Origin of the sequence: Actinomadura sp. KC345 (genome assembly GCF_004348515.1) — a bacterium.
Taxonomy (GTDB): domain Bacteria; phylum Actinomycetota; class Actinomycetes; order Streptosporangiales; family Streptosporangiaceae; genus Spirillospora.
The window spans coordinates 1-19,090 of the sequence record NZ_SMKH01000141.1 but is presented as its reverse complement, the minus strand read 5'-3'; the positions used below and the strand labels follow the sequence as shown (position 1 = coordinate 19,090).

At 70.1% G+C, this 19,090-nt stretch carries 17 protein-coding genes; all 17 read left to right on the top strand.

All coding sequences use genetic code 11. From position 1 onward, the window contains the following. Nucleotides 1–409 (top strand): class I SAM-dependent methyltransferase (locus tag E1281_RS22605; protein WP_131881329.1); only part of this gene is annotated, 409 nt, incomplete at its 5' end. A gap of 138 nt (nt 410–547) precedes the next feature. Further along, nucleotides 548–1,804 carry a geranylgeranyl reductase family protein gene (locus tag E1281_RS22600; protein ID WP_131881327.1) on the top strand — a complete coding sequence of 419 codons (1,257 nt, stop codon included), beginning with the start codon at nt 548–550 and terminating at the stop codon, nt 1,802–1,804. Nucleotides 1,805–1,971: 167 nt separating this feature from the next. Further along, nucleotides 1,972–2,331 (top strand): NADH-quinone oxidoreductase subunit A, encoded by a 360-nt coding sequence (locus E1281_RS22595; protein WP_131881325.1) that lies wholly within the window; start codon nt 1,972–1,974, stop codon nt 2,329–2,331. A gap of 1 nt (nt 2,332) precedes the next feature. Further along, entirely contained in the window at nt 2,333–2,878 is a 546-nt protein-coding gene (locus E1281_RS22590; RefSeq protein ID WP_131881323.1) for an NADH-quinone oxidoreductase subunit B, read from the top strand. 3 nt (nt 2,879–2,881) lie between these two features. Then, nucleotides 2,882–3,628 carry an NADH-quinone oxidoreductase subunit C gene (locus E1281_RS22585; protein WP_131881322.1) on the top strand — a complete coding sequence of 249 codons (747 nt, stop codon included), beginning with the start codon at nt 2,882–2,884 and terminating at the stop codon, nt 3,626–3,628. Then, nucleotides 3,625–4,971 carry an NADH-quinone oxidoreductase subunit D gene (locus tag E1281_RS22580; RefSeq protein ID WP_131881320.1) on the top strand — a complete coding sequence of 449 codons (1,347 nt, stop codon included), beginning with the start codon at nt 3,625–3,627 and terminating at the stop codon, nt 4,969–4,971. The genes E1281_RS22585 and E1281_RS22580 overlap by 4 nt, the downstream gene beginning before the upstream one ends. Continuing rightward, complete coding sequence (nuoE, locus tag E1281_RS22575; protein WP_131881318.1) at nt 4,968–5,747, top strand: NADH-quinone oxidoreductase subunit NuoE; 780 nt, start codon at nt 4,968–4,970, stop codon at nt 5,745–5,747. The genes E1281_RS22580 and nuoE overlap by 4 nt, the downstream gene beginning before the upstream one ends. Continuing rightward, on the top strand, nt 5,744–7,042 hold the full coding sequence (nuoF, locus tag E1281_RS22570) for an NADH-quinone oxidoreductase subunit NuoF (protein ID WP_131881316.1): 1,299 nt from the start codon (nt 5,744–5,746) through the stop codon (nt 7,040–7,042). The genes nuoE and nuoF overlap by 4 nt, the downstream gene beginning before the upstream one ends. Next, the gene (locus E1281_RS22565; protein ID WP_131881314.1) at nt 7,039–9,510 is read left to right on the top strand and encodes an NADH-quinone oxidoreductase subunit G; all 2,472 of its coding nucleotides are present in this window, start codon (nt 7,039–7,041) and stop codon (nt 9,508–9,510) included. Before nuoF ends, E1281_RS22565 begins: the two co-directional genes overlap by 4 nt. Beyond that, nucleotides 9,507–10,877 carry an NADH-quinone oxidoreductase subunit NuoH gene (gene nuoH, locus E1281_RS22560; protein WP_131881312.1) on the top strand — a complete coding sequence of 457 codons (1,371 nt, stop codon included), beginning with the start codon at nt 9,507–9,509 and terminating at the stop codon, nt 10,875–10,877. The genes E1281_RS22565 and nuoH overlap by 4 nt, the downstream gene beginning before the upstream one ends. Further along, nucleotides 10,864–11,484 (top strand): NADH-quinone oxidoreductase subunit NuoI, encoded by a 621-nt coding sequence (nuoI, locus tag E1281_RS22555; RefSeq protein WP_131881310.1) that lies wholly within the window; start codon nt 10,864–10,866, stop codon nt 11,482–11,484. The genes nuoH and nuoI overlap by 14 nt, the downstream gene beginning before the upstream one ends. After that, nucleotides 11,481–12,398 (top strand): NADH-quinone oxidoreductase subunit J, encoded by a 918-nt coding sequence (locus tag E1281_RS22550; protein WP_131881308.1) that lies wholly within the window; start codon nt 11,481–11,483, stop codon nt 12,396–12,398. Before nuoI ends, E1281_RS22550 begins: the two co-directional genes overlap by 4 nt. Next, on the top strand, nt 12,395–12,694 hold the full coding sequence (gene nuoK / locus E1281_RS22545) for an NADH-quinone oxidoreductase subunit NuoK (RefSeq protein WP_131881306.1): 300 nt from the start codon (nt 12,395–12,397) through the stop codon (nt 12,692–12,694). Before E1281_RS22550 ends, nuoK begins: the two co-directional genes overlap by 4 nt. Before the next feature lie 9 nt (nt 12,695–12,703). Then, the gene (gene nuoL, locus E1281_RS22540) at nt 12,704–14,620 is read left to right on the top strand and encodes an NADH-quinone oxidoreductase subunit L (RefSeq protein ID WP_207943427.1); all 1,917 of its coding nucleotides are present in this window, start codon (nt 12,704–12,706) and stop codon (nt 14,618–14,620) included. A 271-nt stretch (nt 14,621–14,891) separates the two neighbouring features. Next, entirely contained in the window at nt 14,892–16,472 is a 1,581-nt protein-coding gene (locus E1281_RS22535) for an NADH-quinone oxidoreductase subunit M (RefSeq protein ID WP_131881304.1), read from the top strand. Next, the gene (gene nuoN, locus E1281_RS22530; protein WP_131881302.1) at nt 16,469–18,064 is read left to right on the top strand and encodes an NADH-quinone oxidoreductase subunit NuoN; all 1,596 of its coding nucleotides are present in this window, start codon (nt 16,469–16,471) and stop codon (nt 18,062–18,064) included. The genes E1281_RS22535 and nuoN overlap by 4 nt, the downstream gene beginning before the upstream one ends. 9 nt (nt 18,065–18,073) lie before the next feature. Then, on the top strand, nt 18,074–19,090 hold a 1,017-nt coding region (locus E1281_RS22525; RefSeq protein WP_131881301.1), incomplete at its 3' end, for a polyprenyl synthetase family protein.

Genomic DNA, 19,090 nt, shown 5'->3' with positions numbered 1-19,090 from the left:
GCTGGGCTTCGTGGCGGGGGACGCGCTGCGGCTGCCGTTCGCCGACGGGGCGTTCGACGCGGTGACGATCTCGTTCGGGCTCCGCAACGTCGCCGACACCGGGCGGGCGCTGCGCGAGCTGCGGCGGGTCACCAGGCAGGGCGGGCGGCTCCTGGTCTGTGAGGTGAGCCACCCGCGCAACGGTGTGCTGGCGCTCGGGCACAAGGCGCACCTGAAGGTCGGGCTGCCGCTGCTGGCGCGGGTCAGCTCCAACCCCGACTCCTACCGCTACCTCGCCGAGTCGACGCTCGCCTGGCCGGACCAGGCGGCGCTGGCGCGGCTGATCCAGGACGCGGGCTGGGACGGTGTGCGCTGGCGCGACCTCACGTTCGGGGTGGCGGCGATGCACCACGCGGTCAATCCGGGGTGACCCGCGGACGGCCGGTGCGGCGGGACCGATCCAAGTCGGACCGGCCCAGAAGTACACACCAGTCGTGATAAAGGAATAGACTCCCCACCGGATCTCTTGTGAAGTGCTTCACAAGCGAACGAGCTGAAGAGGTACGCCGTGACCGACTCCGCCCGGCACGCAGATGTCATCGTCGTCGGGGCAGGCCCCGCCGGATCGTCGACCGCCTACTGGTTGGCGCAGGCCGGCCTTGAGGTGTTCCTGCTGGAGAAGGCCACCTTCCCGCGCGACAAGATCTGCGGCGACGGCCTCACCCCCCGCGCCGTCCGCGCCCTCATCGGGATGGGCGTCGACGTCAACGACCCGGGCTGGGGACGCAACAAGGGCCTGCGCATCTACGGCGGCGGTGTCAAGGTCGAGCTGCCGTGGCCGGAGCTGGCGACCTTCCCCGACTTCGGGCTCGTCCGCAAGCGCACCGACTTCGACCAGCTGCTCGCCGAGCACGCCGCGAAGGCGGGGGCCCGGCTGCTGCAGGGCTGCAACGTGACCGGCCCCATCCTCGACGAGCGCACCGACCGCATCACCGGCGTCACCGCCACCTACGACGGCGAGGAGGTCGCGTTCCACGCGCCGCTCGTCGTCGCGGCCGACGGCGGCTCGACCCGGCTGTCGCTCGCCATGGGCCTGCGGCGGCGCGAGGACCGCCCGATGGGCGTCGCGGTCCGCCGCTACTTCGAGACGCCGCGCCACGACGACGAGTACATGGAGGCGTGGCTGGAGCTGTGGGACGGCGAGCGCCTCCTGCCCGGCTACGGCTGGGTGTTCGGCGTCGGGGACGGCACGTCCAACGTCGGGCTCGGCCTCCTCAACACCAGCAAGGCGTTCCAGAACGTCGACTACCGCGGCATGATGCGCCGCTGGTGCGCGCAGATGCCCGAGGACTGGCAGTTCGACGAGGACCACGCCACCTCGAAGATCCGCGGCGCAGCGCTGCCGATGGGCTTCAACCGGCAGCCGCACTACACCCGCGGGATGCTGCTGGTCGGCGACGCCGGCGGCATGGTCAACCCGTTCAACGGGGAGGGCATCGACTACGCGCTGGAGTCCGGCCGGCTGGCCGCCGACATCATGGTGCAGGCGCTCGCGCGCCGCACCCCCGCGCAGCGGGAGCGGACGCTGTACGAGTACCCGCGGATCCTGAAGGACGAGCACGGCGGCTACTTCACACTGGCCCGGGTGTTCGTCCAGGCCATCGGCGACCCGCGCCTGATGAAGTTCCTCACCGCGCACGGCCTGCCCCACCCCACGCTGATGCGGTTCACGCTCAAGCTGCTCGCGAACCTGACCGACCCCAAGGGCGGGGACGCGATGGACCGCGTCATCAACGCGATGCAGAAGGTGGCTCCGGCGGCATGAGGCACAGCGCGCGGCACCGGCCCGAATTCAAGCTTCCGCAGGTGAGCGGACTAAAGTGCATGACCCGACCCCCTGAGGAGCGCTATTGATCACCTTGGCTAGGGTGGCGGCCCGCGGCGGGCCCGTCCCGTACAACGTCGTACGTTCCGAGGAGAGGCCGTAGAGACATGGATCTCTATATTCCGCTCATCGCCCTGGGGGTGCTCGCCTTCGTCTTCGCCGCCGGCTCGGTGGTGATGGCCTCGTTCACCGGGCCCAAGCGGTGGAACCGCGCCCGGCTCGACGCCTACGAGTGCGGAATCGAGCCGACCCCGCAGCCGGTGGGCGGCGGGCGATTTCCGATCAAGTACTACCTGACGGCGATGCTGTTCATCATCTTCGACATTGAGATCATCTTCCTTTACCCCTGGGCGGTCGCGTTCGACCAGATGGGGATGTTCGCCCTTGTCGAGATGGTCCTTTTCGTAGCAGCCGTTCTCGTGGCGTACGCCTATGTGTGGCGGCGCGGCGGTCTGGAGTGGGACTGACATGGGTCTTGAGGAGAAACTTCCCAGCGGCTTCCTGCTGACCACGGTCGAGCAGGTCGCGGGGTGGGCGCGCAAGAGTTCTGTGTGGCCGGCGACGTTCGGCCTGGCCTGCTGCGCGATCGAGATGATGGCGACCGGCGACCCCCGGCACGACTTCTCCCGGTGGGGGATGGAGCGTGCCTCGGCGACGCCGCGCCAGGCCGATTTGATGATCGTCGCGGGCCGGGTGAGCCAGAAGATGGCGCCCGTGCTGCGGCAGATCTACGACCAGATGACCGAGCCGAAGTGGGTCATCGCGATGGGCGTGTGCGCCTCGTCCGGCGGCATGTTCAACAATTACGCGATCGTGCAGGGCGTCGACCACGTCGTCCCCGTGGACATCTACCTGCCGGGCTGCCCGCCGCGGCCGGAGATGCTGATCGACTCGATCGTGAAGCTGCACGACCAGATCCAGAACACCAAGCTCGGCCCGCAGCGCCAGAAGCAGATCGCCGAGCTCGAAGAGGCCAAGCGGCGCCGGCTTCCGCTGCTCGGACAGGGGGCCTGACCGATGAGTTCCGAGCACCCGGAGCAGAAGGCCGAGCAGGCCGCGGACCAGCTTCCGGCGCACACCGAGGAGGAGCGCCAGGAGCAGCCGATCGTCCGCAAGGGCATGTTCGGCGCGAAGACGACCGGTGACACCTCCGGCTACGGCGGGCTGGTCGTCCGGCAGAGCCCGAAGGTGTCCGCCGCGCGCCCGTACGGCGGGCCGCGCGGCGCGGCCGAGCCCGGCGAGTTCGACGACGTCGCGAACGAGCTGGAGCGTGCGCTCCCGGACTTCGGCGACGCGATCGAGCGGGTCGTGGTCGACCGCGGCGAGCTGACGTTCTTCGTCAAGCGCGAGCGCCTCCGCGAGGTGGCGCAGACCATGCGGGACGACCCGTCCCTGCGCTTCGAGCTGTGCTCGGGCGTGTCGGGCGTCCACTACCCGAAGGACGAGGGCGCGGAGCTGCACTCGGTCACGCACCTGCTGTCGATCACGCACAACCGGCGCGTCCGGCTGGAGGCGACCTGCCCGGACGCCGACCCGCACATCCCGTCGCTGGTGCCGGTCTACCCGACGAGCGACTGGCACGAGCGGGAGACCTACGACTTTTTCGGGATCATCTACGACGGCCATCCCGCGCTCACGCGCATCGAGATGCCGGACGACTGGGTCGGCCATCCGCAGCGCAAGGACTACCCGCTCGGCGGCATCCCCGTCGAGTACAGAGGTGCGGAGATTCCCCCGCCGGACGAAAGGCGGTCGTACGTATGAGCTCGACCAAGTACACCGAGTACGACGCCTACGCCGCCGAGGAGGCGGCGGAAGGCACCGTCTACGACGTGGGCGGCCAGGACTGGGACAGGGTCGTCGCCGGCGCCCGGGACGCGGACGACGAGCGGCTCGTCATCAACATGGGCCCGCAGCACCCGTCGACGCACGGCGTGCTCCGGCTCATCCTCACGCTCGACGGCGAGACGGTGAACGAGGCCCGGGTGAACATCGGGTACCTCCACACCGGCATCGAGAAGAACATGGAGTTCCGTACCTGGACGCAGGGCACCACGTTCTGCACCCGGATGGACTACCTGGCGCCGCTCTTCAACGAGACGGCGTACTGCCTGAGCGTGGAGCGGCTGCTCGGCATCGAGGACCAGATCCCGGAGCGGGCCCAGATCATCCGCGTGATGATGATGGAGCTGAACCGGATCTCCTCGCACCTGGTGGCGATCGCGACGTTCGGGCTGGAGCTCGGCGCGACGACCGTGATGCTCAACGGGTTCCTGGAGCGCGAGTACACCCTCGACCTGTTCGAGGAGATCACCGGCCTGCGCATGAACCACGCCTACATCCGTCCGGGCGGGGTGGCGCAGGATCTGCCGAGCGGCGCGGCCAGCAAGATCCGCGACTACCTGGACCGGATGCCCAACCGCGTCGAGGCGCTGCGCAAGCTGATGGACCAGAACCCCGTCTTCGTGGCGCGGACGAAGGACGTCGCGTACCTGGACCTGACCGGCTGCATGGCGCTCGGTGTCACCGGCCCGGTCCTGCGTTCGACCGGGCTGCCGTGGGACCTGCGCAAGTCGCAGCCGTACTGCGGCTACGAGAACTACGACTTCGAGGTTCCGACGCAGGACACCTGCGACGTCTACGGCCGCTACCTCGTCCGGATGGACGAGATCGAGGAGTCGCTGAAGATCGTCGAGCAGTGCCTGGACCGGCTGCGGACCGCCAAGGGCCCGGTGATGGTCGAGGACAAGAAGATCGGGTGGCCGGCGCAGCTGGCGATGGGCGCGGACGGCCTGGGCAACTCGCCCCGGCACATCGCGCACATCATGGGCACCTCGATGGAGGCGCTGATCCACCACTTCAAGCTGGTGACCGAGGGCTTCCGGGTACCGGCCGGGCAGGCGTACGTGCCGATCGAGTCGCCGCGCGGCGAGCTGGCCGCGCACGTGGTCAGCGACGGCGGAACCCGCCCGTTCCGCGCCCACTTCCGCGACCCGTCCTTCGTCAACCTTCAAGCCACGCCGGCGATGTCGGAGGGCGGCATGGTCGCCGACATCATCGCCGCCGTGGCCAGCATCGATCCGGTCATGGGGGGTGTGGACCGATGACGTACGAGCCGGAGGTTCGGGAACGTCTGGAGCGCGACGCCAAGCTGATCATCGGCCGTTATCCGCGGCCGAGGTCGGCGCTGCTGCCGATGCTGCACCTGGTGCAGTCGGAGGAGGGGCACGTCACGCAGGACGGCATCGAGTTCTGCGCGGAGCAGCTCGGCATCACGCCCGCGCAGGTGACGGGCGTCGTGACGTTCTACACGCAGTACAAGCAGGCGCCGGTCGGCGAGTACCACGTCGGCGTGTGCATCAACACGCTGTGCGCGATCATGGGCGGCGACCAGATCTGGGACGAGCTGAGCGAGCACACCGGGCTCGGGCACGACGAGGCCACCCCGGACGGCAAGGTCAGCCTTGAGCGGATCGAGTGCAACGCGGCCTGCGACTTCGCGCCGGTGATGATGGTCAACTGGGAGTTCTTCGACAACATGACTCCCGAGAAGGCCAAGAAGCTGGTCGACGACCTGCGGTCGGGCGAGCGGGTGCTGCCCACGCGCGGCGCCGAGGGCCTGGCCACCTGGCAGGAGGCGTCCCGGGTGCTCGCCGGGTTCCCCGACGGGCGCGCCGGTGAGGGCGTCCAGGCCGGACCGGAGTCGCTGCGCGGGCTCAAGCTCGCGCAGGACCGCGGCTGGGCGGCGCCGGCGAGCGACGTCGACCGTGAGCGTCCGGACGAGCCGGTTCGGCCGGAGCAGATCTCCGAGCCGCCGCACGAGCCGGGCAAGCCGGTCCCGGGCGAGGCCAAGCCCGGTACCCAGGAGGGACGGAACAAGTGACCACGCTGACTCCGATCCTCACCAAGCACTGGGACCAGGCCGACTCGTTCACCCGCGCGGGCTACGAGCGCGAGGGCGGCTACAAGGCGCTGCGCACGGCGTTCCGGATGGAGCCGGACGCGATCGTCCAGGCGGTCAAGGACTCCGGGCTCCGCGGACGCGGCGGCGCGGGCTTCCCCACCGGCATGAAGTGGGGGTTCCTGCCGCCGAGCAGCCCGAACCCGCGCTACCTGGTGGTCAACGCCGACGAGTCCGAGCCGGGCACGTGCAAGGACATCCCGCTGATGATGGCCAACCCGCACGTGCTCGTCGAGGGCGTCATCATCAGCTCGTACGCGATCAGGTCGAACCTCGCGTTCATCTACGTGCGCGGCGAGGTGCTCCACGTGATCCGCCGCCTGCACCAGGCCGTGGCGGAGGCGTACGAGGCGGGCTACCTCGGCAAGGACATCCTCGGGTCCGGCTACGACCTGGACGTCGTCGTCCACAGCGGCGCCGGGGCCTACATCTGCGGCGAGGAGACGGCGCTGCTGGACTCCCTTGAGGGTTTCCGCGGTCAGCCCAGGCTCAAGCCTCCCTTCCCCGCGGTCGCCGGCCTGTACGGCGGACCCACTGTCATCAACAACGTCGAGTCGATCGCCTCGGTTCCCTCGATCGTCGAGAACGGTCCCGAGTGGTTCGCGTCGATGGGCACCGAGAAGTCCCAGGGCTACGGGATCTTCTCGCTGTCCGGACACGTGACGCGGCCCGGCCAGTACGAGGCGCCGCTCGGGATCACGCTGCGGGAGCTGCTCGACATGGCGGGCGGGATCCGCGAGGGTCACCGGCTGAAGTTCTGGACGCCCGGCGGGTCGTCCACCCCGATCTTCACCGACGAGCACCTGGACGTCCCGCTGGACTTCGAGTCCGTCGGCGCCGCCGGGTCCATGCTCGGCACCCGCGCGCTGCAGATCTTCGACGAGACGACCTGCGTCGTCCGGGCGGTGCTGCGCTGGTCGGAGTTCTACGCGCACGAGTCGTGCGGCAAGTGCACGCCGTGCCGCGAGGGCACCTACTGGTACAAGCTGATGATCAGGCGGCTGGAGGCCGGAGAGGGCACCGAGGAGGACCTGGAGACCCTCCTCGACATCTCCGACAACATCCTCGGCCGCGCGTTCTGCGCCCTCGGCGACGGCGCGACGAGCCCGGTCGTGTCGTCCATCAAGCTGTTCCGGGACGAGTACCTCCAGCACTTCGAGCAGGGCGGCTGCCCGTTCGACCCGGCCAAGTCCACCCTCTGGGGAGGTGCCAAGTGACCGTCACCGACGACAAGTCGGCGGTGGAGAAGGTCGAGATGGTCTCCTGCACCATCGACGGCTTCGAGATCGAGGTGCCGAAGGGCACGCTGATCATCCGGGCCGCCGAGCTGCTCGGCATCCAGATCCCGCGGTTCTGCGAGCACCCGCTGCTGGAGCCGATCGGGGCGTGCCGCCAGTGCCTGGTGGAGATCCCCGACGCCGGCAACGGCCGCGGGATGCCGAAGCCGCAGGCGTCGTGCACCACCCCCGTGATGCCGGGCATGGTCGTCCAGACCCAGCTCACCTCGCCGGTGGCCGACAAGGCCCAGCACGGCATCATGGAGTTCCTCCTCATCAACCACCCGCTGGACTGCCCGGTCTGCGACAAGGGCGGCGAGTGCCCGCTGCAGAACCAGGCGATGTCCAACGGCCGCGGCGAAACGCGCTTCGTGGAGACCAAGCGGACGTGGCCGAAGCCGCTGCCGCTGTCCAGCCAGGTGCTGCTGGACCGGGAGCGCTGCATCCAGTGCACCCGCTGCACCCGGTTCTCCGAGCAGATCGCCGGAGACGCGTTCATCGACCTGTTCGAGCGCGGCGCGAAGGAGGAGGTCGGGATCGCCGAGGACCGGCCGTTCCAGTCCTACTTCTCCGGCAACACCGTGCAGATCTGCCCGGTGGGCGCGCTGACCGGCACCGCCTACCGGTTCCGCTCCCGCCCGTTCGACCTGGTGTCGACGCCGAGCGTCTGCGAGCACTGCGCGTCCGGCTGCTCGATGCGGACCGACCACCGGCGCGGCAAGGTCACGCGGCGGCTGGCCGGGGACGACCCGCAGGTCAACGAGGAGTGGAACTGCGACAAGGGCCGCTGGGCGTTCACCTACGCCACGCAGCCCGAACGGCTCACGCACCCGCTCGTCCGCAACGAGGACGGCGTGCTGGAGCCGGCGTCGTGGCCGGAGGCGCTCACGATCGCGGCGGAGGGCCTCGCGGCGGCGCACGGCCGCGCCGGCGTCCTGACCGGCGGCCGCGTCACCCTTGAGGACGCCTACGCCTACTCCAAGTTCGCCCGGATCGCGCTCGGCACCAACGACGTCGACTTCCGGGCCCGGCCGCTGTCGGAGGAGGAGACGCGGTTCCTCGCCTCGTCGGTCGCGGGACGCTCCATCGAGGTGTCCTACTCCGACCTGGAGAAGGCGCCCGCGGTGCTCCTCGCCGGCTTCGAGCCGGAGGAGGAGTCGCCGATCGTGTTCCTGCGGCTCCGCAAGGCGTTCCGGAAGAACGCGTTGCCGGTCTACTCGGCCGCCCCCTTCGCGACCCGCGGGCTGGAGAAGCTCGGCGGGACGCTGCTGCCGACGCCGCCCGGCGCGGAGGCCGACACGCTGGCCTCGGTGATCGGGGACGCCGGCCGGTCCGACGTCCGGACGCAGCTGGAGACCCCCGGCGCCGTGATCCTGGTGGGCGAGCGGCTCGCCGCCAGCCCCGGCGCGCTGACCGCGGCGGTCCGGCTGGCGCGGGTGACCGGCGCCCGGCTGGCGTGGGTGCCGCGCCGGGCCGGGGAGCGCGGCGCGGTCGAGGCCGGGGCGCTGCCCGGGCTGCTGCCGATCGGCCGCCCGGTGACCGACCTGTCCGCGCGGGCCGAGGTCGCCCGCGTCTGGGGCGTCGCCGACCTGCCCGCCGGGCCGGGCGAGGACGCGGCCGCCATCCTGACGGCGGCGGCCGGGGGAGGGCGCGGCGCGCTGCTCGTCGGCGGCGTCGACCCCTACGACCTGCCCGACCCGGACGCGATGCTGCGGGCCCTGGACGCCACCCCGTTCGTGGTGAGCCTGGAGCAGCGGCCGAGCGCGGTCACCGACCGCGCCGACGTGGTGTTCCCGGTCGCGGCCGTGGCGGAGAAGGCCGGCACGTTCGTCGACTGGGAGGGCCGCGGCCGGCAGTTCGACGTCGTGCTCAGGTCGGCCGGGCGGATGTCCGACCTGCGGGTGCTGGACTCCCTCGCCGACGAGATGGACGTCCACCTGGGCCTGCCGGGCCCCGAGGCGGCCCGCCGCGAACTGACCGAACTCGGCGCCTACCGCGGTGAGCGGCCGGAGCCGCCGGACGTGGCGCAGACGCTTCCGCCGCACCCCGAGCAGGGTGAGGCGCTGGTGGCGACCTGGCGGCTGCTGCTGGACCGGGGCCGCCTCCAGGACGGCGAGCCGTTCCTGGCGGGCACCGCCAAGTCCGCGGTGGTGCGGCTGTCGCCCGCGACGGCCGCGGAGATCGGGGCCACCGCCGCGGTGACGGTGGCGGCGGCGCGCGGCGAGGTCACGCTGCCGCTCGAAGTGACCGCCGACCTGCCCGACCGGGTGGTGTGGCTGCCGACCAACTCGGCCGGCTGCGCGCTGTACCGGGACCTGGGCGCCGCGGCCGGCGGCGTCGTCAAGATCGCGAGCGGTTCGCTCGCGGGCGCGACGGCTTCCGACGAGATCGCTGGAGGCGGCGAATGAGCCCGCTGGCCGTACCCCTCAACGCCGCCCCCGTCACCACGGTGCCTCTGAACACCGTGGCCGCGGACCCGACGCTGCAGGACTTCGGCCGGGACCCGTGGTGGCTGATCGGCGGCAAGGTCCTGGCCATCTTCGTGTTCCTGGTCGTGACCGTGCTGATGACGATGTGGATCGAGCGGCGGGTCATCGGCCGGATGCAGCTGCGCGTCGGCCCGAACCGCGCCGGGCCGCAGGGCCTGCTGCAGGGCCTCGCCGACGGCGTCAAGCTGGCGCTCAAGGAGGACATCGTCCCCCGCCAGGTCGACAAGGTCGTGTTCGTCCTGGCGCCGATCGCGGCGGCCGTCCCGGCGTTCATCTCGTTCGCCGTCATCCCGTTCGGGCCGACGGTGTCGATCTTCGGGCACCAGACGCCGCTGCAGGGCACCGACCTGCCGGTCGCGGTGCTGCTGGTGCTGGCGATGGCGTCGCTCGGCGTGTACGGGTTCGTGCTCGCCGGCTGGTCGTCGATGTCGCCGTACTCGCTGCTCGGCGGGCTCCGCTCGTCCGCGCAGGTGATCTCCTACGAGATCGCGATGGCGCTGTCGTTCGTGGCGGTGTTCATGTTCGCGGGCTCGATGTCCACCTCGGAGATCGTCGCGGCGCAGAACGACCGGTGGTTCGCGCTCCTGCTGGCGCCGTCCTTCATCGTCTTCGTGATCACGATGATGGGCGAGTCGAGCCGCATCCCGTTCGACCTGCCCGAGGGCGAGGGCGAGATCGTCGGCGGCTTCCACACCGAGTACTCGTCGCTGAAGTTCGCGATGTTCTTCCTCGCCGAGTACATCAACCTCGCGACGCTGTCGGCCCTGGCCACCACGCTGTTCCTCGGCGGCTGGCGCGCTCCCGCGCCGATCACCACGGTGTGGGCGGGCGCCAACTCCGGCTGGTGGCCGGTGCTGTGGTTCATGATCAAGGTCGGCCTGTTCATCTTCTTCTTCATCTGGCTGCGCGGAACGCTGCCGCGCGTGCGCTACGACCAGCTGATGAAGCTCGGCTGGAAGGTGCTGATGCCCTTCTCGCTCGGCTGGATCCTGCTGGTCGCCACCATCCGCGCGCTGCGCAACGAGGGCTACGACATGCAGCAGATCGTGATCGTCGCCGCGATCGCGGCGGCGGTGGTGCTGGTCGCCACGGTGGTCTGGGAGATGTTCCGCGGCGGCGAGGACGAGAAGGAGATCGTGCCCGGCGCGACCAAGGGCGAGACGCCGCGCGCGGACGCGGGCGGGTTCCCGGTGCCGCCGATGGACGCGCCGCACTACCACGGCGGTCCGGCCGGAGCTTCCAAGATGAAAACCCCTCCTGAGGAGGTCACCAGTGGGACTCACTGATTTCCTGAACCCGGTCAAGGGGTTCGGGGTCTCGTTCCACCAGATTTTCATGAAGAGCGAGACCGTTCAGTACCCCGAGGTGAAGCGGCCGACCGCCCCGCGCTTCCACGGCCGGCACCAGCTCAACCGGTGGCCGGACGGGCTGGAGAAGTGCATCGGCTGCGAGCTGTGCGCATGGGCGTGTCCCGCCGACGCCATCTTCGTCGAGGGGGCCGACAACACCGCCGGCGAGCGCTACTCGCCAGGCGAGCGGTACGGCCGCATCTACCAGATCAACTATCTGCGCTGCATCCTGTGCGGGCTGTGCATCGAGGCGTGCCCGACCCGGGCGCTCACGATGACCAACGAGTACGAGCTCGCCGACGACAGCCGCGAGAGCCTGATCTACACCAAGGAGATGCTGCTGGCGCCGCTGCGCGAGGGCATGGAGACGCCGCCGCACGAGATGCGGCTCGGCGACACCGAGGAGGACTACTACCGCCTCGGCCTCCAGCCCGAGGAGCCGGCGCCGACCGTGCCGTCCGAGGGCGGCGGACGAGCGAGCGTCGACCAGGCCGTCGAGCAGGAGAAGGCCGAGAAGTCCCGCAAGCGGGGTGAAGGCAGGTGAACGCCTCCATCCTCGCGGCGGAGGTGGCCGACAAGCAGGCCGGCGAGCCGTTCTTCTTCTGGCTGCTCGCCATCGTCTCGGTCGGCTCCGCCCTCGGCATGATCTTCATGCGGAAGGCCGTGCACTCGGCGCTGATGCTGGCCTCCGTGATGCTGTGCCTCGCCGGCATGTACGCGATCCAGAACGCCCCGTTCCTGGCGTTCGTCCAAGTGATCGTCTACACCGGCGCGGTGCTGATGCTGTTCCTGTTCGTGGTGATGCTCGTCGGAGTGAGCTCCACCGACTCGCTGGTGGAGACGATCCGCGGCCAGCGCTTCTGGGCGGCGATCGCCGCGCTCGGGTTCGTCGCGCTGCTGACCGCCGGTATCGGGAACGCGGCGCTCGGCGACTCGGCGGGCCTTCAGCAGGCCAACGCCGAGGGCAACATCGTCGGCCTGGCCCGGCTCCTGTTCTCCAAGTACGTGTTCGCGTTCGAGGTGACCAGCGCCCTGCTGATCACCGCCGCGATGGGCGCGATGGTGGTCGCGCACCGGGAGCGGACCGAGCCGAAGGCGACGCAGAAGGACCTGTCCAAGGAGCGGTTCCTCTCCGGCGACCACCCGGGGACGCTGCCCGGCCCCGGCACCTACGCCCTGCACAACGCCGTCGACATGCCGGCGCTGCTGCCGGACGGGACACCGTCGGAGCTGTCGGTCAACCCGGTCATCGCGGCCCGGACCGACACCGCGGAGCGGCACGCCGACCTGGGCGGCAAGACCGAGGCGGAGGCGGTCGAGCACAACGTGCGGACCGTCCAGGCCGTCACCGAAGGCGCCGAGGACGCCGACGCCGAGTCGCGCGTCGTCAAGCCCGGAACGCCGGCCGAGGGCGGCACGGGCGGCGGCAACGAGCGTGAAGGCGAGGCTGGTTCATGAGTCCGGGTCACTACCTGGCGCTCTCGGCGATCCTGTTCACCATCGGCGCGCTCGGCGTGCTCGTGCGCCGCAACGCGCTCGTGGTGTTCATGTGCGTCGAGCTGATGCTGAACGCGACGAACCTGGCGTTCATCTCGTTCTCCCGCATGCACGGCAACCTCGACGGCCAGATCATCGCCTTCTTCGTGATGGTGGTGGCCGCGGCGGAGGTCGTGGTCGGCCTGGCGATCATCATGACCGTCTTCCGGACCCGCAGGTCGTCGTCGGTGGACGACGTCAACCTGCTGAAGTACTGAGAGGCTGGGATGAAAGCGGAAGGCATCCAGGCCGCGTCCTGGCTCCTCATCGCGCTCCCGCTCGCGGGCGCCGCGATCCTCCTGATCGGGGGGAGGCGGACCGACCGGTGGGGGCATCTGCTCGGTGTCGCCATGTCGGTGGGATCGTTCGCGATCGGTGTGGCGATGTTCGTCCAGATGCTCGGCTACGGCGCCGAAGAGCGGCGCCGCAGCCTGCACCTGTGGGACTTCATCGACGTCGGCGCGTTCAAGGTCGGCATGGACCTGCTGGTCGACCCGCTGTCCATCAGCTTCGTGCTGCTGATCACCGGGGTGGGCTCGCTCATCCACATCTACTCCGTCGGCTACATGGCGGACGACCCCGACCGGCGCAGGTTCTTCGCCTACCTGAACCTGTTCGTCGCGGCGATGCTGGTGCTGGTCCTCGGTGACAACTTCCTGGTCATGTTCCTCGGCTGGGAGGGCGTGGGCCTCGCCTCCTACCTGCTGATCGGGTTCTGGCAGCACAAGCCGACCGCCGCGACCGCGGCGAAGAAGGCGTTCGTCGTCAACCGCGTCGGCGACATGGGGCTGATCATCGCGATCGCGCTGATCTTCGCCACGTTCGGCACCATCGACTACGAGCCGATCCTCGGCTCCGGCGCCGAGCACGTCGGCATGGCGTCCCAGCTGGGCACCGGCACCGCCACCGCGATCGGGCTGCTGCTCCTGCTCGGCGCGTGCGGCAAGTCGGCGCAGCTGCCGCTGCAGTCCTGGCTGCTGGACGCGATGGAGGGCCCGACCCCGGTGTCGGCGCTCATCCACGCCGCGACGATGGTGACGGCGGGGGTGTACCTCATCGTCCGGGCCGGGCCGATCTTCGAGATGTCCGACACCGCGCAGCTGGTGGTGACGATCGTCGGCGCGGCCACGCTGCTGTTCGGCGCGATCATCGGTTGCGCCAAGGACGACATCAAGAAGGCCCTCGCCGGATCGACGATGTCGCAGATCGGCTACATGACGCTGGCCGCCGGGCTCGGCAAGGCCGGCTACGTCTTCGCCATCGCGCACCTCATCGCGCACGGCTTCTTCAAGGCCGGCCTGTTCCTCGGCGCCGGGTCCGTCATGCACGGCATGAAGGACGACGTGAACATGCGCCACTACGGCGCGCTCCGCTCGGTGATGGTCATCACCTACGCCACGTTCGGGCTCGGGTACCTCGCGATCATCGGGTTCCCCGGGCTGTCCGGCTGGTTCACCAAGGAGGGCATCATCGAGGCGGCGTTCGGCGAAGGCGGCACGCGGGGGGCGATCCTCGGCGTGTGCGCGCTGCTCGGCGCCGGCATCACCGCGTACTACATGTCGCGCGTGATGTTCATGACGTTCTTCGGTGAGAAGCGCTGGGCGGAGGACGTCCACCCGCACGAGTCGCCCAAGGTCATGACGATCCCGCTGCTCCTGCTGGCGGTCGGCTCGCTCGCCTCCGGCGGGTTCCTGATCCTCGGCGGGTTCGCCCACTTCCTGGAGCCGGTCGTCGGCAAGCCCGAGCACGAGCACCACTTCGCGCTGATCACCCCGACCGGTGCCGTCGCCCTCGTCCTGATGGTCGTCGGCGCGGCGATCGCGTGGCGGCAGTACGGCGGCCGGAAGGTGCCGCGCGAGGCGCCCAAGGGCTCGTTCGTCACGGTCGCGGCCCGCAAGGACCTCTACGGCGACGCGCTCAACGAGTCGCTGCTGATGCGTCCCGGCCAGTGGCTGACCCGGCTCGCGGTGTGGTTCGACGGGCGGGGCGTCGACGGCGCGGTCAACGGCACCGCCGCCGGCATCGGCGGCACCTCGGGCCGTCTCCGGCGCGTCCAGACGGGCTTCGCCCGTTCCTACGCACTGGCAATGACCTTCGGTGCCGCCGTCGTTGTTGCCGCTCTCCTGGTGGTGAACGTTTCTTGACTTCTCCCTCAAATGGAGCAGAGGGATTCAACCCTCGCGGGTTGAGCTTTCTGCTTCACAGCCCGTTGCCGACCCGGATTACCGGCAGGGGACGGTGTGCCGCCCATCGGTCTTACACAAGCTCCACAGACCTGACATCCCGCCAGCCCGGCGGTAGGCCCGATCGGTTTGGTTCTCACCGAGCGGGCGAAATCACAATAGCACATGTCCTCGAACACTTGTGCGAGTCGATGTGTCGCCCGGAGGCGGGCGTCTCCTTGAGAGGACGGCGATGAGCGACTTTCCCTGGCTGAGCGTCCTCATCGCGCTGCCACTGGTGGGCGCGCTGGCGCTCATCGCCATCCCGCGCGAGCGGGAGACGCTGGTCAAGCAGTTCGCGATCGGCGTGTCCCTCGTCGTCGCGGTGCTCGCCGGCGTCATGACGGCGGGCTTCGACGCGGGCGGCCCGCGCTTCCAGTTCACCGAGAAGTACTGGTGGATCAAGGAGTTCGGGGTCCACTGGGCGGTCGGGGTCGACGGCGTCGCGCTGGTGCTGATCCTGCTGTCGGTGATCCTCGTCCCGCTGGTCATGCTGGCGTCGTGGAACCAGGCCGACCGGTCCGGCGGCGTGGACGTCCCGGCCAAGCGGTCGGCGAAGACGTACTTCGCGCTGCTGCTGGTCCTCGAAGCGGCCATGATCGGCGTGTTCGCCGCGACCGACGTGTTCATGTTCTACGTCTTCTTCGAGGCGATGCTCATCCCGGTGTACTTCATCATCGGGTACTTCGGCGGCCCGCAGCGCTCCTACGCCGCGGTGAAGTTCCTGCTGTACTCGCTGCTCGGCGGGCTGCTGATGCTCGTCGCGGTGATCTGGCTGTACCCGCTGTCGAGCAGGCCGGCGTCCGAGGGCGGGCTCGGGCAGGGCACGTTCATGTTCGACGAGCTGTCGCAGATGAACATCGACCCGACGACCGCCAAGTGGCTGTTCCTCGGCTTCTTCATCGCGTTCGCGATCAAGGCGCCGATGGTGCCCGTGCACACCTGGCTGCCGGACGCGGCGCAGCAGGCCCCGGCGCCCGCGCTGGTCCTGATCGTCGGCGTCCTGGACAAGGTCGGCACGTACGGCATGCTCCGGTTCTGCCTGGAGCTGTTCCCCGGCGCGGCCAAGTGGGCGACCCCGGTCGTGCTGGCGTTCGCCGTGCTCAGCATCATCTACGGCGCGGTCCTCGCCATCGGCCAGGTCGACATGAAGCGCCTCATCGCCTACACGTCGGTGTCGCACTTCGGGTTCATCGTCCTCGGCATCTTCGCGATGACGTCGCAGGGGCAGTCCGGCGCGGCGCTGTACATGGTCAACCACGGCTTCTCCACCGGCGCGCTGTTCCTCATCGTGGGCTTCCTGATCGTCCGGCGCCGGTCGGCGCGGATCTCCGACTTCGGCGGGGTGCAGAAGGTCGCGCCGGTGCTGGCCGGCATGTTCCTGATCGCCGGTCTGTCCGCGCTGTCGCTGCCGGGCCTGTCCACGTTCGTGTCGGAGTTCCTGGTCATCGTCGGCACGTTCAGCCGCTACGAGTGGGCGGGCGTGCTCGCGGTCAGCGGTGTCGTCCTCGCCGCCGTCTACGTCCTGTGGATGTACCAGCGGACCATGGGCGGCCCGAAGGCCCCCGCGGTCGAGGGCATGAAGGATCTGAGCACCCGGGAGAAGTGGGCCGTCGCCCCCATCATCGCGATCATCGTGGTGATGGGCTTCTTCCCGCAGCCGGTGCTGCACGTGATCAACCCGTCGGTGAACGAGACGCTGGTCCGGGTCGACGAGAAGGACCCGGCGCCGGACATCACCGGTAACGCCGCCGAGAACGGAGCCCGTCCATGAGCACCAGCAGTCAGGTGAGCGCGGTCCTCGCCCAGGGGGGTGAGATCCCCGCGCCGCACATCGAGTACGGGCAGATCGCCCCGATGCTGCTGGTCTTCGGCGTCGCCCTCCTCGGCGTCCTCGTCGAGGCGTTCGTCGGCCGCCGCTGGCGGCACCGCGTCCAGGTGCCGCTCGCGTTCCTCGGCATCGCGGGCGCCTTCGCCTGGACGGTCGTGCTCGGATGGCGCGAGAACCCGCATCAGGTCGCCGCGGAAGGCGCGCTCGGCGTGGACGGCCCCACGCTGTTCCTCCAGGGCACCATCCTGGTGCTCGCGCTGGTCAGCCTCCTGCTGATCGCCGACCGCGGCAGCGGCCGGGCCGGCGTCGCCGAGGGGGCCTTCGCCGCGCAGGCGTCCGCCCTGCCGGGCAGCGAGGCCGAGCAGCGCACCACCGAGGCCGGGTTCACCCAGACCGAGGTGTACCCGCTGCTGATGTTCGCCATCGGCGGCATGATCATGTTCCCGGCCGCGAACGACCTGCTCACGATGTTCATCGCGCTGGAAGTGCTGTCGCTGCCGCTGTACCTGCTGTGCGGGCTCGCCCGCCGGCGGCGCCTCCTGTCGCAGGAGGCCGCGGTCAAGTACTTCCTGCTCGGCGCGTTCTCGTCGGCGTTCTTCCTGTACGGGATCGCGCTGCTGTACGGCTACGCCGGTTCGGTCCGGCTGTCGGAGATCTCCGCACAGATCGGCAGGGACGCCGGCAACGAGACCCTGCTCCTCGCGGGCGTCGCGCTGCTGTCGGCGGGGCTGCTGTTCAAGCTCGGCGGCGTGCCGTTCCACATGTGGAAGCCGGACGTCTACCAGGGCGCCCCCACCCCGATCACGGCGCTGATGGCGTCCTGCACCGTCGTGTCCGCGGTCGGCGCGATCCTGCGCGTCTACTACGTCACGTTCGAGACCCTCGAATGGGACTGGCGGCCGTTCATGTGGGGTGTGGCCATTCTCACGATGGTGGTCGGGTCGATCGTCGCGATCACCCAGACCGACATCAAGCGGATGCTGGCCTACTCGTCGGTCGCGCACGCGGGGTTCCTGCTCCTGGGCGTGATCGCCTCGTCCCCGAACGGCCTGTCGAGCACCCTGTTCTACCTGCTCGCCTACGGTTTCGCGTCCGTCGGCGCGTTCGCCGTCGTCACGATGGTGCGGGACGCGGGCGGCGAGGCCGGCCACCTGTCGCGCTGGGCGGGGCTCGGCAAGCGCTCCCCGGTCGTGGCGGGCGTGTTCGCCTTCTTCCTGCTGGCGTTCGCCGGGATCCCGCTCACCAGCGGGTTCACCGGGAAGTTCGCGGTGTTCAAGGCGGCCGTCGAGGAGGGCGCGACGCCGCTGGTCGTCGTCGCCGTCGTGGCGTCCGCGGTCGCCGCGTTCTTCTACGTCCGGGTGATCGTCGTCATGTTCTTCAGCGACCCCGACCCCGACGGGCCGGTCGTGGTGGCCGGGCCGGCGACCGCGGTCGCGGTCGCGGTCGGCGTGACGGCTACTGTGGTACTCGGCGTGCTCCCACAGCCCATTCTGGATCTGGCGGGACAAGCCACCACCGACATGTTCGTCCGGTAGGAGACTCGGGTGAGCCACCCATTCGCGGAGAAGCCCGGCGGGCCGGCCGTCACCGAGGCCGGCCCGTTCGGGCTTCCCATAGACGCCGACCTCGCGGCCGACGCCAGGGGCCGCCTGGCCGCCGTCGAGGAGCTGCTCATGGACTGCGTCCGCGGCGAGGACGCGCTGCTCACCGAGGCGTCGCAGCACCTCGTCGAAGCGGGCGGCAAGCGGTTCCGGCCGATGCTGGTGCTGCTGGCCTCCCACTTCGGCGACCCCACCGCGCCCGGCGTCGTCCCCGCCGCGGTCGTCGTGGAGCTCACCCACCTCGGCACCCTCTACCACGACGACGTCATGGACGAGGCGACCGTCCGGCGCGGCCAGGAGTCCGCCAACTCCCGCTGGACCAACACCGTCGCGATCCTCACCGGCGACTACCTGTTCGCCCGCGCGTCCGACCTGCTCGCCGACCTCGGCCCCGAGGCCGTCCGCGTCCAGGCCCGCGCGTTCGCCCGGCTCGTCCGCGGCCAGATCCAGGAGACCGTCGGCCCCGGCGAGGACGCCGACCCCCTCAAGCACTACCTCCAGGTCGTCGCGGACAAGACCGCCTCCCTCATTGCCGTCTCCGGCCAGTTCGGCGCCCTGCTGTCCGGTGCCCCGGAGAGCGTCGTGCAGACCGTCACCTCCGCGTCGGAGAAGATCGGCATCGCCTTCCAGCTGTCCGACGACATCCTCGACATCGCGTCCGAGGCCGAGGAGTCCGGCAAGACGCCCGGCACCGACCTCCGCGAAGGCATCCGCACCCTCCCGGTCCACCACGTCCTCGGCGGTATGGGCTCCGGCCCGGACGACGCCCGCCTCCGCGAGCTCCTCGTCCAGGACCTCTCCGACGACGCCCTCCACGCCGAGGCCCTCGCCCTCCTGCGCGCACACCCCGCCATGGACCGTGCCCGCACCGACCTGCGCCGCTGGGCCGAGGACGCCCGCACCGAACTCCTCACCCTCCCCGCCATCCCCGCCCGCGACGCCTTCACCGCCCTCTGCGAC

What these genes read in the sequence shown, in the direction of transcription:
- E1281_RS22595 (WP_131881325.1), top strand. Translation starts at nt 1,972, where the DNA reads ATGGATCTCTATATTCCGCTCATCGCCCTGGGGGTGCTCGCCTTCGTC.
- E1281_RS22590 (WP_131881323.1), top strand. Translation starts at nt 2,333, where the DNA reads ATGGGTCTTGAGGAGAAACTTCCCAGCGGCTTCCTGCTGACCACGGTC.
- E1281_RS22585 (WP_131881322.1), top strand. Translation starts at nt 2,882, where the DNA reads ATGAGTTCCGAGCACCCGGAGCAGAAGGCCGAGCAGGCCGCGGACCAG.
- E1281_RS22580 (WP_131881320.1), top strand. Translation starts at nt 3,625, where the DNA reads ATGAGCTCGACCAAGTACACCGAGTACGACGCCTACGCCGCCGAGGAG.
- nuoE (WP_131881318.1), top strand. Translation starts at nt 4,968, where the DNA reads ATGACGTACGAGCCGGAGGTTCGGGAACGTCTGGAGCGCGACGCCAAG.
- nuoH (WP_131881312.1), top strand. Translation starts at nt 9,507, where the DNA reads ATGAGCCCGCTGGCCGTACCCCTCAACGCCGCCCCCGTCACCACGGTG.
- nuoK (WP_131881306.1), top strand. Translation starts at nt 12,395, where the DNA reads ATGAGTCCGGGTCACTACCTGGCGCTCTCGGCGATCCTGTTCACCATC.
- nuoL (WP_207943427.1), top strand. Translation starts at nt 12,704, where the DNA reads ATGAAAGCGGAAGGCATCCAGGCCGCGTCCTGGCTCCTCATCGCGCTC.
- E1281_RS22535 (WP_131881304.1), top strand. Translation starts at nt 14,892, where the DNA reads ATGAGCGACTTTCCCTGGCTGAGCGTCCTCATCGCGCTGCCACTGGTG.
- nuoN (WP_131881302.1), top strand. Translation starts at nt 16,469, where the DNA reads ATGAGCACCAGCAGTCAGGTGAGCGCGGTCCTCGCCCAGGGGGGTGAG.